The sequence below is a fragment of the Vibrio sp. 10N.222.46.A1 genome (genome assembly GCF_041473595.1).
GTDB classification, from domain to species: domain Bacteria; phylum Pseudomonadota; class Gammaproteobacteria; order Enterobacterales; family Vibrionaceae; genus Vibrio; species Vibrio tasmaniensis_A.
The window spans coordinates 1-13,182 of the sequence record NZ_JBFRSN010000147.1; the positions used below are offsets into that span (position 1 = coordinate 1).

Annotated in this window: 15 protein-coding genes; 5 read left to right on the forward strand and 10 right to left on the reverse strand. The window is 42.4% G+C overall.

Features of this window, described 5'->3' with window-relative positions:
* The coding region (locus tag AB4496_RS05285; protein WP_372105161.1) for a type II toxin-antitoxin system Phd/YefM family antitoxin at nt 1-156 on the reverse strand (156 nt) is incomplete at its 3' end.
* Nucleotides 157-389: 233 nt separating this feature from the next.
* Between AB4496_RS05285 and AB4496_RS05290 the strand changes: the two genes are divergently transcribed.
* On the forward strand, nt 390-962 hold the full coding sequence (locus AB4496_RS05290; protein ID WP_017091827.1) for a DUF2913 family protein: 573 nt from the start codon (nt 390-392) through the stop codon (nt 960-962).
* Between the two features lie 143 nt (nt 963-1,105).
* On the opposite strand, the gene AB4496_RS05295 is transcribed toward AB4496_RS05290, so the two are convergent.
* The 5 genes from AB4496_RS05295 to AB4496_RS05315 all read right to left on the reverse strand — a co-directional run bounded on the left by AB4496_RS05295 (nt 1,106) and on the right by AB4496_RS05315 (nt 4,294).
* Nucleotides 1,106-1,336 (reverse strand): hypothetical protein, encoded by a 231-nt coding sequence (locus AB4496_RS05295; RefSeq protein WP_016799977.1) that lies wholly within the window; start codon nt 1,334-1,336, stop codon nt 1,106-1,108.
* Between the two features lie 267 nt (nt 1,337-1,603).
* Entirely contained in the window at nt 1,604-2,770 is a 1,167-nt protein-coding gene (locus AB4496_RS05300; RefSeq protein ID WP_017091826.1) for a replication initiation protein, read from the reverse strand.
* Complete coding sequence (locus tag AB4496_RS05305; RefSeq protein ID WP_057622102.1) at nt 2,767-3,084, reverse strand: hypothetical protein; 318 nt, start codon at nt 3,082-3,084, stop codon at nt 2,767-2,769. The genes AB4496_RS05300 and AB4496_RS05305 overlap by 4 nt, the downstream gene beginning before the upstream one ends.
* A 371-nt stretch (nt 3,085-3,455) precedes the next feature.
* Nucleotides 3,456-3,968, reverse strand: coding sequence for a phage regulatory CII family protein (locus AB4496_RS05310; protein WP_016799974.1), 513 nt, complete (start codon nt 3,966-3,968; stop codon nt 3,456-3,458).
* 113 nt (nt 3,969-4,081) lie between these two features.
* Entirely contained in the window at nt 4,082-4,294 is a 213-nt protein-coding gene (locus AB4496_RS05315) for a hypothetical protein (protein ID WP_029203682.1), read from the reverse strand.
* Between the two features lie 91 nt (nt 4,295-4,385).
* On the opposite strand from AB4496_RS05315, the gene AB4496_RS05320 reads away from it, so the two are divergent.
* Nucleotides 4,386-5,012 carry a phage repressor protein CI gene (locus AB4496_RS05320; RefSeq protein ID WP_102257504.1) on the forward strand — a complete coding sequence of 209 codons (627 nt, stop codon included), beginning with the start codon at nt 4,386-4,388 and terminating at the stop codon, nt 5,010-5,012.
* A gap of 273 nt (nt 5,013-5,285) precedes the next feature.
* Here AB4496_RS05320 and AB4496_RS05325 read toward each other — a convergent pair whose 3' ends face one another.
* The 3 genes from AB4496_RS05325 to AB4496_RS05335 form a co-directional block, all read right to left on the reverse strand.
* A complete protein-coding gene (locus AB4496_RS05325; protein WP_102257505.1) occupies nt 5,286-6,251 on the reverse strand; it encodes a hypothetical protein in 966 nt (321 codons plus the stop codon).
* Nucleotides 6,252-6,390: 139 nt separating this feature from the next.
* Nucleotides 6,391-7,041 (reverse strand): hypothetical protein, encoded by a 651-nt coding sequence (locus AB4496_RS05330; protein WP_102257506.1) that lies wholly within the window; start codon nt 7,039-7,041, stop codon nt 6,391-6,393.
* Nucleotides 7,042-7,111: 70 nt separating this feature from the next.
* Nucleotides 7,112-8,314 (reverse strand): DUF3800 domain-containing protein, encoded by a 1,203-nt coding sequence (locus AB4496_RS05335; protein WP_102257507.1) that lies wholly within the window; start codon nt 8,312-8,314, stop codon nt 7,112-7,114.
* A gap of 742 nt (nt 8,315-9,056) precedes the next feature.
* Between AB4496_RS05335 and AB4496_RS05340 the strand changes: the two genes are divergently transcribed.
* Nucleotides 9,057-9,866, forward strand: coding sequence for a DUF2167 domain-containing protein (locus AB4496_RS05340; protein WP_102257508.1), 810 nt, complete (start codon nt 9,057-9,059; stop codon nt 9,864-9,866).
* 399 nt (nt 9,867-10,265) lie between these two features.
* On the opposite strand, the gene AB4496_RS05345 is transcribed toward AB4496_RS05340, so the two are convergent.
* Nucleotides 10,266-10,718: a hypothetical protein gene (locus tag AB4496_RS05345; protein ID WP_076675364.1), complete on the reverse strand. Its 453-nt coding sequence runs from the start codon at nt 10,716-10,718 to the stop codon at nt 10,266-10,268.
* A gap of 615 nt (nt 10,719-11,333) precedes the next feature.
* Here AB4496_RS05345 and AB4496_RS05350 point away from each other — a divergent pair.
* Together AB4496_RS05350 and AB4496_RS05355 are read left to right on the forward strand one after the other, a co-directional pair.
* Nucleotides 11,334-12,221, forward strand: a complete 888-nt coding sequence (locus AB4496_RS05350; protein WP_136975342.1) for a site-specific integrase — start codon at nt 11,334-11,336, stop codon at nt 12,219-12,221.
* Nucleotides 12,218-13,182: transposase (locus tag AB4496_RS05355; RefSeq protein WP_372130665.1), on the forward strand; the 965-nt coding region annotated here is incomplete at its 3' end. The genes AB4496_RS05350 and AB4496_RS05355, both read left to right, overlap by 4 nt.

The window sequence follows — 13,182 nt, forward strand, 5'->3', positions numbered from 1 at the left end:
CAAACGGTTTTGCATAAAATGATAGTCGTCCACATCAACCAAATACGCAGAAGGTTTACCGTGTTCGGTGATTAGCACAGGTTCTTTGGTGTCATGTAAGTCCGCTAGGATTTGGGACGCTTGACGCTTGAGGGAAGTAACGAGCTCGACTTTCATAAGAGTAACTCCAAAATAAGAGTAATAAAGTGATACTGTCGTATCACTTTCAAGGTGCCAGGTTTAGCGCAGAGATATTGAGCGTTAAGAATCACTCTTAAGTCATGCTTCTTATGAGTAGGAAACTCACTCAACAACACACAAACAGCAAATGGCGTCACTTTGGTTTCGGCCTTAGAGCCTTGCTATTCTTGTGATAAGATACCCTCACCAGAAAATAATCGATGTGAACAATGTCAGAACATTCATACCACCAACTTCTTAAGTCGACCTTCGAAAACACTCTTCTTCACCTTTACTTCAAAGTAAAAATTTCCAGTCACTTTGTTAAAGAAGAGCAACGAAACAAGATCATCATTGACTTCTTAAAGCCAAAAATCAAACAAGCTCGATATAGCCTTATCAAGAAAAAGCTTAAAACTGTTTGTTTGATGAAGAGTAAGTTTGGCTCAATTGAAAAACACTTAGAAAGCGTTTTATCTCAATATTCAGCGATAGAGAGCAAAAACGACGTTGATAAGCTTTATGCCTTGCTAGAACGCTTTGAGAAGAGCGGATTAGAAACAAAACTTATTGAAGAGACCCCTAAGCAGGAAATGGACGTTGTTTATATCGACAGAGCACATATTGATCATTGCTTCGATAATGAAAACCGTCAGATTGCACCCATTTCGCTGTTTATACATACGAATGAATTAGACAGATTCACTAAGAGCTTAGCAACCCAACCTTATTTCACATATGAGTTGTGCCAAGCAAGTGAAGAGTTGAATAACTATCATTACAAAGTCCACCCAATTAGCTAACCATACTGCTTATCACACACTGTTTAGCCTTAACTGGTCCAAGACCCTTGTGAGTGCTTACCTGTACTTTTCCATCAATTGTCTATCCTGTACCTTAGTAATTGTCCCACAGCTATATGAAGCGCCAACTAACACAACCAAATCTAAAACGTTGGGCACTTCCAGCCCAAATCAAGATGTGTTGTACGCGATTTACCAAGCGGTACTACCGTCCTTTTTTCATCACAATCAAGGCCAATCTTTTGATCTTCTAGCAGTAAGCTGATCAGATATAAGCCTAACGCTGAATGATCTTGGCCATTCGTCTTCACCGCTACGGCTTCAACAATGAATTCAATTCCTGTTGACAGTGTCTCTTTATCTTTAAAAGACATAACTCCTCCCTTAAGTTACTGTGTAAATATACAGCAATATGGAGCGAGTGAATCCATATTTAAACAAATTGAGACATCAATCACATTGAACAGGGTCATGTCGACTCACCCTTAGAACACATTTCATGTCTTTAAAAAGGAGCTCGCGGACAAAAAGTCAGAGAGGAGATGATCGGGTGTCCAATAAATGCAACCTAGTCTTTACTCCAGAATTGAATTTACTAAGAGACCTCGTTTTGACTCGATAGTTACTTGTTATTATTCAACTCAAGGAAAAGCCGACTCAAGCACCGCCTTCTTTATCCCTACTTCATACTCAGCCCTCTCTAACGTTATAGGGGCAGATATCTGATGAACAGCATAATTACCACGAGGCTCTGGCCCATTTCGCCTACTTTCGGATAAAGCAGACTTGACCCATTCAAACAGATAGACGTAACGACTGACGGTCTGGCGACACAAGTTCGCCTTACGCGCCACCAAACCAATCGTGAGCTCCTGATTTTTGCGTAACAGAAACAGACAGGCGCGGATAATTCGGCGAGTGGTCTTCGTCCGGCGAAGGTTATGAGTTCTTCTGGCCGCTCTACGCTGCCTTTCCTGTAAACTTAATCCACTATCCAACCTCATCACACCTCGCTGGCAATCTGACCGAGCACAATATTTATCCCAGGTCCAACGAGAGACGCTTTTTACCACCGCTAATACCTCACTGCATGGCAAAGACGGCTTACCCACCAAATTGGCATTATTGACATGTGCAAAGCTCTCTACACGGCATTTAAAATTCGTATAGCTGCCCTTTTCCCTTTCTTCGTCGACGATGTCATAAGCGAACCGGCGGGTACGTTCAAACAAAGTACAATTCCGGGAATAAGAAACGTCACGCTCTTGACGAAGCCACGGCCGCGTACTCTCCAGTTCCAGCGAATCCGCTAACTCGTTAAGTTCATAGACACTGCGGTGAAGTTCGGTTGTTTGCCACCAAGGATGAAAGGGCGTTTTGGCAACAGGCCCTGAATAACTCAAGTCCGCCTCCAGTCGCAAGGCTAACGCGCGATAAATGGCTTTGAGGTACTGAATGGGTTTGGAGCGAGCCTGATCGCTGGTACAGACAGGTACAATGGCATAAAAAAGGTGGGCTTTATTACTGGTACGGTTTCGGACAATCATATTGGGGGGCGGCAACCCTTCATCTTGCCAAATGTAGGGATTGGGGAAAGCTCGGTGTTCATGATCAATATCGAAAACCATCCACGCCTGCATCTCTTTTCGATTGACCTGCATATACGGCCATCTGACGGCGTAGTTTCGAGGTCGAATTAGCATCGCGGTTTTGTTGTCACTGCACCTCGACAAATAAGGCGCTTCCTCAAGCAGCCGGCTCAAACACGACATAGACGAAGACGCAGCGTATTCAGAATGAGCCGTCATCGGCTCGCCCTCACCGTCCCTAGTCCACGTTGACTTCCAGACTCGCTCTGGATAAACACCCTTTCCAAGGCCTCGTACGTTACGACCGAGTTGACGCTCTTAGTGGCGCCCAATAAGCCTGTCGAACCTGATGAATCCTTTCCATTCAGGCGTTCAATTGCTAAGTGTTCGTCATTTCCCCTCACCCCACTTTTCACATGACAGCGGAATGCATCACGCCATTGGTCTTCGCTCACTACCGCTAGATAGAAGACCGCTTCTTGGCTTGTTTGAAGCACCTTACCGCCTATGACCGCCCACTCATGATTATTCATCACGTTTTCCTTGGCTAACAGGCTCTCCTTTGGGAGCAGCCAATGACGTTACTCAGGCTAAGGACAACGCGTTAAAGCCAACGCTGTCTGATTCTTTGCATTCGCTTTTCAAGACCGAATAAACGAATTCGCAGCCGTACTTGTTCAAACACCCGATTCGAATGCCTTAATTGATACGTTAACCTCATCCACTCAACCAATAATGGCGAAAGTTGACGGTCACATAACTCGCGTCGGATGCGCCTGATATAGCGAAGGCCTCTTCGCTTATCTTCCTCTGTTAATCCATGACCAGACCTTTCAGAAGATGGCTTATGATCCGGAGCAATGAGCATCACCCCTCCGAATGAATACTTGAAACTGATATACCACTAGCGCCCACCTTTCCGCCCTATCGCTTTGAGCAGACCAACACCTTGATTCAGTTTTTCCAAACTATTGAGGAGCAAAACCTGACCGCTGATATTCGCGTGTACGGTCTGAACAATCTCATATTTCTGTGCCCGAGTAAGCCTAGGCTTTCCTGCATACTCCAAAGCCATTCGAGACAACTCCCCCGAATGGGTCGAGCTCTCTAGTGCGCACAAAACAAAGGCATCATCGGTAGTGTTGGGCGGTATATAAGCGGTGACCACCCCAAGTCCAAGAAGTAAGCTGTTTACAATAATGTGATTACCGCTCACTTTGGCGAGAGTGATGGCTTCAACACAACTCAGGACATGAGGCTGATCAGGATTAAGTTTATTCCGCAGCATGGTCGGACTCATCCCTATGACCTCTGCCAGCCTAGCCATATTCTCTGACCTAGCGAACACGCAACACGCCTCATTAAAGGCCCCTTGTTTTGTGCGAGAAAATTCGCCTATTGAGTCAATTCCGTTCATAACCAATACTCAATTGAAGAAAGACGAGATGACAACGAAACTCCAACCAAGAATGTTAGCCCCAACGGACAAAGCTCTTTGGTCGAAGTTATGAAAGATAAACGCATGGCTATTTACCCCATTCTCTCCAACGTTTCACGCGTTGCCATTTCTAGCAACATGACCATATTGATGAGAGGGGTTTCTTTACCTTTTGCTTTAGTTTTAATAGGTAAGCGACCATCAGCTACCCAATCCATGATGGTGCGTTTCGGCATTCCGGAGAACTGAGAGTATTGGTCGTACGTCATGAAAGGCGTATTTAGGACTACTTGATATGAGAGCATAGTGATATCCTATTCTGTTATTGAATGTTTAATTTCGGAATGACGAGTTGCACCCCACCATTTCGGACTCAATTGCGATTATTGATCACATATGAATAACAAGCAACTTAAAATAGACCAAATATCGTATTTGGGAGGTAGAGATATTATCAAGAAGTTGATAGATATCACGAATTCAGACCGCCAACAGGACGTAGCAGACGTATTTGGCATCCCAAAATCAACAATCGCGACTTGGCGACAGAGAAACCTTACTCCCTTTGAAATTGCAGTAAGGACTCATTTGAGCACTGGAGTCTCACTTGAATGGTTACTTCTAGATAAAGGCGAACCGTACCCTAAAACACCAACCCAAAAGCATATTAATAAGAAGAACGAATCGAAAACTCTTTTCGATATCGACTGTTTCTCTATTGACGACGGTAAATTGGTTGGGAAAGGGATACTTGCATTCGATAAAGCTCTTCTAGACGAGTTAGGTGTAAGTAATGTAATAGCAATCAAAGATGGAACTACTACGTTCCTTATAAATAAAGAATCTCACCATGCAGTAAGCGGTACATACCTAGTTGATATGGACGGCCTACTCTCGCTAAACGACATCCAGCGCTTACCAGGCAAAAAACTAGCAATCAGCTTTAACGGTTCGACTCTAACCGTCGAAGAAGATGAAGTAAGGGTTGTAGGTAGAGTTGCGTTAGTGATGGAAAAGCGTTAACTGTTGCACTCATCTGTTTGAGAGCACTGCAGTTAATTTGATTAATAGCGTCACCGATACTTAACGAGCCTATTATCACCCTACCCTCGTGAGAAGTTGCACTTGCAAACTAAAAAAGGCTGCCTTATGGCAGCCTTCTTCTTTGGCTCAATGTTGATCGTTGTGCAATCTCTAAGTAGTCCTGAAACATTTTTAGACAAAAACGATTTAGACCTATAGCCCTAAATCGTTTATACAAGATTAGAAAAAGTATCTTGAAACCTTAAATGCTTGTTATGTTTCTTTTAGCTCAGGAGCTACCACATTTAGTAGTTTACTGGTGTAATCAATTGCTTCACGAGCTATTTGTTGAGGAATGAATTCAGCCTTATGCACAGCGTCATTCCTTGGATTGACGAGTAAATCTCGGTAACTATAATTTTGTTGCATTAAGTCTAAGTGCAACTGAGAATCAGCTAAATTAAAGCGCCCACCTAGAGTTCTATTGCTTCTATTACTCAGGCGTGCGCCAATCTCTTCATCTGATAAACCACAATTAGAGAGTTCTAATGAGATCAATTCAGTTAGTGCGTTTTCAATAGATGCACCGCACTCTATTACAGTTTTCCGATAGTCTTTCTGCAAAAATGCGCGATTAGCCTCTAGGTAAAGTTTATAAGTCAAATTTAACGGAGCTCCAGATGATGCCAAAGTGCAAGCTTCAAGGAACTGTTCATGTTTAATATTTTTCTGCCAGTTATCCAGACAGACAGTAATTACTTTATTTTCAGTAATACCCTGATTTTTCCCATTTTCATCCCAATGAAAAAGGTGAAAATTATCACCATAAGAATTCAACGTCTGCTCAATACGAACATTTTGGTTAGACATCACTTCTAAGTAGTCAAGTAATAAGTTTATCCATGACACAAATGATTCATAAAGTAATTGACCGTTTACTTCAGCATCGTGTACTTCAAACTGAAATACCACTCTGTGCAAACTAGAATGACCACTAGGATATTGATTGGGCTTCCCCCAAAATATCGGCTCAGAGCCTTGCTTCCAGCCCTTAGCGACCTCTGGCGGGGTTAGTAGCTTCCATAAAGGATCTGGTTCATGTTCAGTCCAAATAGGAAGGAACGGAATATGGATGACACCACTGATGCCACTGACCATGATCGGGTACGAATTTCCAAGAACAGATTTATCTACACTAATCGGATACTTGAACTCAAAAATACTATATAAGTTACTCATAATTATCCCTAGAAACATAACGTCAAATTAAGGTGTGAACAACTCCACCACCTTACTTAAACCATTGCTCTATATACACTAAATTCACTTGAAGTGAGAGCGCCAAGCGTTGTGAATCACTCTTAAATTTCTTATTAGGTTACGAAGTCAAAGTTTTATGCTTACTATCAACAGCTTTTAATAACTCTTCTCTTGATTGCTCAAGGAGATTGTGGAGCTCTTCCATATTTTGGTTAACTGTTGCTAGAACTGTTTCTTCAACTTTAGGGTTACTCCAATATAACGATGTACTACCAATTATTGATGCAAAGGCTACCAATTTCCTATGCAGAACCTGCATACTCCTGAACGGAATAACCATAGATTTCAGCTGCTTATCATCTAACCGTTGAAAAAGAACGAGCTGTAATTCAAGTTTATTTAACAGCGTTTCATTTTTTGTCAGCATATCTTTCAATGGAGCAGAATCATCTTTGCCATTTTGTGTGATGTACTTTACTACCCCAGACTTAGCAAATTCTTTTACTTCCTTTGAGTCCTGTCGGTAAGCATCGATACTTAACTGTAGAAGCCCTATATAGTTCAGAGCCTGAGAAAAGCTCCTTGACGTTGAAATTGTGGCTTCAACAACTCGATCCAAGTTATCTAAACTCTTTTGTAGAACAATACCTCTTTTCCACGCATTCAGTGCTCGATAAGCAATAATGGCAGCAAATACAGTAGCTAACGAAGAAACTCCAAACAAGAACTCCGTCAGTTCAATATCAACTATAAAGTCATGAATATTCACACTAACACCCCGATACTACCAACGATGGAATGAAAAATGCCAAACGTTGGGAATCACTTTTAAATGCTTGTTAACTGGCTGCTTCCGCGACCCTTGGATTTGCTTTTGCTTTCGCTAAGAATGAAGGGATATTATTAGCTGCATTTAAACCACCATCATGTACTGTCCCAAGATCTTTAGGGTCAACATCATGTGTTGGCCAAATCTTATTGTGTCCAATAAAACGATCCAAATCTAACTTGTTTAGTTCTAGGAAGAAGTAATCTTCTGATTCTCCAACCGCAACACCTGCAGCCCAATAAGCAAAAGAACTTGCTACAATATCAGCAACTTGTATCTGCTTATGTTTCTGTGAATCAGCAAACCTCATTGATTTACCTTTTAGAGGTAGTCCAAATTTGCGACGATCATACCCTAGCTCAACTTCATCTTGAGTCCAATCCATGAATTGAGCAAACATCTCACGTTGTTTTTCAATGCTATGAGAGTCATCGTGAATTAGGTGGAAGCCTTTAGGATATTGATTCCCCCATTGGATACATTGTGCAAACAAAGCTGGGATTGATGGATCTAAGGCTGTTTTATCAATATCGTCTAGTGCGCTATCAATGTATGCTTTAGTGTCAAGGATTTGATCTATATCGGACTTAAAGCCATCACTTGACGATGATTCTTGCACGGCTTCAACGCAGGAATAGAAAGCTTCAATAGACTCTTCAGTTTGCTCTTTCACCATAGCTACAAACAGCTTATACATATTGTCCACTAACTCTTCATTGCAGAAAGCTTCGAAGCAATAGAACAACATATTTGATAGTGCAATATTTTGCCCATTAACATAAAGATCGACACCTTTCAGGTGGAGCATATGCTCAATAAGTAAATCTACAATTTTAGATGTAACCATAAAACGTTTTGAGAACACGTTCATTTTAATACTTTCAGTATTAACTGCTGGGTCACTTAATAAACGTATAATTCCATCTTGCCCTGCTTTATTTCGTTTTAGTCTCTTAAAATGAAGTTCGTTTTCTGCGCGAGAACCAACTAAACTTAAAAGACGTTCCGCCTCTTTAATAGAAAGATCGCAGCTAGCTAAAGTGAAGACTGGTTGATTTTTGTCTAATAAGTTTGAGCCCGTATTTCCTGATTCATCTAAGAAAATAGAAGGAATCACACTCTGTTTTTTACGTATAGCCTCGGCTTTGTGATTCGCTATTTTTTGAACTTTAGCTTTCTTTTGCGTTCTTTTTTGTTTGCTATTTTTGCTCATATATACTCCTGCCAGTTAACGCTTTATAAACGGGATCCCCCCGTATCCGCACTCTCTCTATACTGCGCTCAACCTCCATAAAACTCAATGAAAATCAGGGTGTTGTGCAATTCTTGCATCTCAATCGAGAATCGATTACGAAATAATCCGCATAGAACACCAAGCTCATCAGGATTAGCTCTACTAGGATAAAAAATATGAGGTACACTCACTCTAAGAAGCTTATTGGGGCAGAAGTGTTTTAGAGTAGTCGCCCTAAGGCGCTCTTGTCCCAAAGCATGGCGGCATAACACGCCTCTGGACAAAGACGTGTCAATGACTCTCCCAATTTAGCCGCGCCTGAATAACTTTTAGTATCTCAAAATGCGGAAAGGCACTGTTGCTACAGGTGGCGATTTTGATAAGAACTAGGCAGTTTCTTCTATCTTCAGTTCATTGTGTCGGGTTCACTTGATGCAATTTTATTTGCCGAACATTCAACTCCCCCTGAATCGCTTATGCCCCTTAGTCTCTGATGTGAATACTTAACAGCAAGTTCAAGTATTAGTTTTAAAATACTTCCAGTTATTGCTCAAGGTAGATAAATACTGTACTAAATCTTTCTGGCTCTATGTCGGCATAGCCTACCAATCATATGCAATTGACATATATATCAATATCTTACATTTAGATCTTTATCAACATAACTAAAGTATTTAGCTGGTAAATTGCACAAAAATAATATGCATTTAAGTGAAAAAAAATGAAATACATGGCCATTGGATTAGTGCTAATCGCAAGCTCGGTATTTGCCAATCCACTCGATAACCTTAACTGGGAATATGAAGGTATATATGACGTACCAAATCAAGACGCAACGATCCTAGTTATGACTGAGCAGTCTTTGGTTAGAGGTGATGACGCAGCAATTTTAGAAGAAGAAATTAATGGAGTTCCTAGCTCTCCAAATGCAGTTCTTTTAAACCAAGATTTAAGCAGGTTTATTATAACAGAAAGCAGACCTGGCTTTATAAAAATGGATGATTGGGAAGAAAGTATTGATAGCAATGATTTACTTCAAGAGCTTATCGATAGTACAGAGGATGATAATAAGCATAGGAAAGGCGCGCTTCTCTTTATTGATGGATGGGCAGAGAAACCAACATTAAACAAGAAAGAAGCAACGATGTATTATGCTATAAGGGCGCACAGTAGTGAGAATGAGAAAATAGTTAATGCAAGAGCATTGAAATTATCTAGAGAAGGTTATAGTCAAATCACTTGGGTAGGATCTCAAGAGCAATTTATATCAGCGGAAGATAACTTAGCGCCGACTCTAGAACAGCTAAAGTATGAAAAAGGCCATACCTATAAAGACTTTGTTCCAGAGACTGATACGGTTGCAGCTTTTGGAGCTGGTGCTTTGATGTACAAATTGATCACAGGAAAGGTTGCAGGTAAAGGTGGATTAGCTATTGGAGCTCTCTTACTCGCCTTCGGGAAAAAGCTATGGTTTCTTATATTCTTGCCTGTGGTTTGGTTAAAAAACAAACTATTCAAAAAAGACAAATAGCAGTGAGGTTAATTACTGGGGCTACTGTACTATTTAGTCCAGATATCCTCGCAGTCATCAATAAGTGCACGCAATTTGGCCAGTTGCGAGATATTACTGCCAACGAGAAACACAATGATGCATACGAAAATTACAAGCTGAGAACATCGTCTGCGCACACTTTTGGGAGATTCCTTTCACTACGCTGTTAGTCGCAACCATGAGAAAAAGTACTGTAATTTCAGTGTCACGATTTGTCACTGAGTCATTACGTTAGTATTTAAAGGGGCACTTTCGTGCTAGAAAGTGCCACAGGTAAAAATTAAGCCTATGAAGCTTCTGGACATAAACGATTTAGATCTATACCTCTAAATTGTTTATACAAGATCAGACAAAGTATCTCGAAACCTTAAATGCTTGTTAGCTTAAAAACACCACTGCATTATTTAAGGCATGAATGCCAAATGTAACCCCAAATGCCGATTTAAATGATTTTTGACGCCAAATTAAATAGGATATTGAAAGAATAAAAAACAAGAAAAGTACGCCAAATCCGTTTAGCACGCTGTTAAAAGTATGTGCTGCGGCCCATGTCAGCGCGCTAATTACTGAAGTCATCACTACTTCAAAATTAAACATTTGTATAAGCTTTAATATTGGAACCATTAGAAGCGTTTCGACAGCCGGAGCTAGAATAATCAAAAACAATAATGACGATTCCTGTCTATCATCCGGAGCAACAAGTTCAGAACCCCAAACGTATGACGCAGCGAATACTAAAGGAAAAGTCACACAAGCATGCAATAGATATGATTTCACTACATATCCGATTTCACTTTGGTTTGTATTAAATAAAAAACTAAATATTTTCATGCTCACTTCCATGTTTAAGCTAACGCAGAGCTAAGTAGCGCAAACGCCGCACCTACAAAGCCCACAAAACTTCAAACCAAAAATGCCATAGGTTACAGCGTCTGCTTGAATGACTTGTTAGTAACGGAGGCTCCGTTGCACGCTGATCTCTCAGCAATCACCAATCTCAACTAAACATGACACCCTATCCACACCCGGCCTGCTGCACACAGAAGTCACCAAAACAGGTGTCTCCTCAAAATCGAAACTAATGTGTGGCACTGACCGCCGAACAAATAAACTCGTTAAAATTCGTGAACTATTGGCGGCGTTGCACCAAAGAAACCTACAGATTTTCAGCGAATGTATCCGCTTTGAAACCCTCGGAATAGCGGCACAAAATGAATTACCACTCATAAAATTTGAGGACTTAAACAGCTGGCTTACTAACGCCGCAATAACACGTGCGAACGACTTAATTCCAAAACCAATTACACTTCAAACCGCGAATGCCGAATGTAAATAGCATCGTGTTGATTGCTTTGTTGAACGAAGCCGCTGCGCGGCAGAGTAAAACGAGTGCAAGCCATACTCTTGTCACACCATCACCCTGATGGTCGTTGACAGGAGTAACTTATGAATCCCACCGACTTAGAACGCTACAACACCCTTTATGAACAACACCTTACCAACCTAAAGCTGCAAGGTAAACGACCCGCGACCATTGATGCCTATTCTCGTCCTGTTCGTCGGATCACCGCTCATTTCGATCACGTTCCTGACACATTAACCACGGCCGATCTCAAACAGTTCTTTGCGTCTCTTATCCAAACCCACTCGTGGAGCACCATTAAACTCGATCGTAATGGCTTGCAGTTTTTCTATCGCTACACACTCGATAAACAGTGGGAGTGGCTCAATATCGTCAAGCCGCCACAGGTAAAACGACTGCCTGACATACTCACACCGCAACAAGTCAGCTCGCTGATTAACCACACGCGACAAGCCCGTTATCAAGTGTTCTTCTTAACTCTTTACAGCATGGGATTACGCCTTGGTGAAGGACTCAACCTTACGGTTCACGATATCGACAGCCAAACGATGCGGGTTCACATACGCGAAGGAAAAGGCGGCAAAGACCGAATGGTGCCGCTTCCTCTGCGAACGCTTAAGGCACTCCCCACACACTGGCTCAGCCACAAGCACCCTCGCTTGCTGTTTCCCGGGCTTGGAAAAGGTGACGACGCACCGATGGACAGAGGCGGCATTCAAAAAACCATGAAGCTTGTGCTCAAAGAGTGTGACATCCAAAAACACGCGAGTCCCCACTCTCTCAGACACTGCTTTGCAACGCACTTGCTTGAGCAAGGGCTTGACCTGCGTTCACTGCAAACGCTGCTGGGTCACGCAAGCCTTAATACCACGGCCCGTTACACCCGAATGACTGCGCTAAAACAACGCGATGCTGCGATGGCCATCAACCATTTAACTGACGCTCTAGACTTAACGGGGAGCATTACATGAGTACCTTTATTGAACTGCTTCGCCAACACCACTCTACGCTTAAGCGTCACTATCATGCGCAGATCAATGGCGATATGCATCGGGCCATTGGTGCGATGCTGCGTTGTAAAACAGAGCAACAAGGTCGGTCACAGTGGTTCTGCAGCCACTGCCATCAAGGCGATCGATTACCGCTTTCTTGTGGTGACCGACACTGCCCTCAATGCCAACAACGCACCACTTCTGACTGGCTACAACGTCAGCAGCAAAAGCGGTTGCCTGTTCACTATTTCATGGTGACCTTCACTTTACCGTATCAACTAAGGGTTTTAGCAAGGCATCAACCTAAAGCGACATATAACGGTATGTTTAAGGTGGCGTCGGGGGTTTTAAAGGACTTTGCGAAGAGGCAGATGCAAGGTGAACTTGGGTTTACAGCCGTGCTGCATACCCACAGCCGACAACGAAACTTGCACCCACACCTGCACATTATTGTGGCGGCAGGCCAATACGACCCATCAAGACAAACGTGGCACAAAGGCAACAAACGTTACCTTTTTAACGCATTTGCTTTAGCCAAAGTCTGGCGAGCAAGAATGCTAGAAGCAATTAATCAGCACCCAACGTTGTGGCTGCCGAGTGGCATTCCCAAACAATGGGTGGTCGATTGTAGGCAGGTTGGTTATGGTCAGGCTGCACTGAGCTATTTAGCTCGCTATCTCTATCGTGGTGTGTTGCCTGATGAAGACATCATCCATATCACCGATGATACGGTCACGTTCCGCTATAAAGAGAGCCAAACCAATACATGGCGAACGCGCACTTTGCCCATCCTTAAGTTCTTGCTGCTCATTTTGCAGCACGTGCTCCCCAAAGGGTTACAGCGAGTAAGAGACTACGGATTTTTACGTGGTCAAGCACACGCCTTAAGAGTTCGTATTCAGCTGTTGCTGTTGAACCTACTCTATATGATGCCGCCAGT

Excerpts from the sequence above, each read along its gene's own strand:
- AB4496_RS05290 (WP_017091827.1), top strand. The coding sequence starts at position 390 with ATGTCAGAACATTCATACCACCAACTTCTTAAGTCGACCTTCGAAAAC.
- AB4496_RS05295 (WP_016799977.1), bottom strand. The coding sequence starts at position 1,336 with ATGTCTTTTAAAGATAAAGAGACACTGTCAACAGGAATTGAATTCATT.
- AB4496_RS05300 (WP_017091826.1), bottom strand. The coding sequence starts at position 2,770 with ATGACGGCTCATTCTGAATACGCTGCGTCTTCGTCTATGTCGTGTTTG.
- AB4496_RS05305 (WP_057622102.1), bottom strand. The coding sequence starts at position 3,084 with ATGAATAATCATGAGTGGGCGGTCATAGGCGGTAAGGTGCTTCAAACA.
- AB4496_RS05310 (WP_016799974.1), bottom strand. The coding sequence starts at position 3,968 with ATGAACGGAATTGACTCAATAGGCGAATTTTCTCGCACAAAACAAGGG.
- AB4496_RS05315 (WP_029203682.1), bottom strand. The coding sequence starts at position 4,294 with ATGCTCTCATATCAAGTAGTCCTAAATACGCCTTTCATGACGTACGAC.
- AB4496_RS05320 (WP_102257504.1), top strand. The coding sequence starts at position 4,386 with ATGAATAACAAGCAACTTAAAATAGACCAAATATCGTATTTGGGAGGT.
- AB4496_RS05325 (WP_102257505.1), bottom strand. The coding sequence starts at position 6,251 with ATGAGTAACTTATATAGTATTTTTGAGTTCAAGTATCCGATTAGTGTA.
- AB4496_RS05335 (WP_102257507.1), bottom strand. The coding sequence starts at position 8,314 with ATGAGCAAAAATAGCAAACAAAAAAGAACGCAAAAGAAAGCTAAAGTT.
- AB4496_RS05340 (WP_102257508.1), top strand. The coding sequence starts at position 9,057 with ATGAAATACATGGCCATTGGATTAGTGCTAATCGCAAGCTCGGTATTT.
- AB4496_RS05345 (WP_076675364.1), bottom strand. The coding sequence starts at position 10,718 with ATGAAAATATTTAGTTTTTTATTTAATACAAACCAAAGTGAAATCGGA.
- AB4496_RS05350 (WP_136975342.1), top strand. The coding sequence starts at position 11,334 with ATGAATCCCACCGACTTAGAACGCTACAACACCCTTTATGAACAACAC.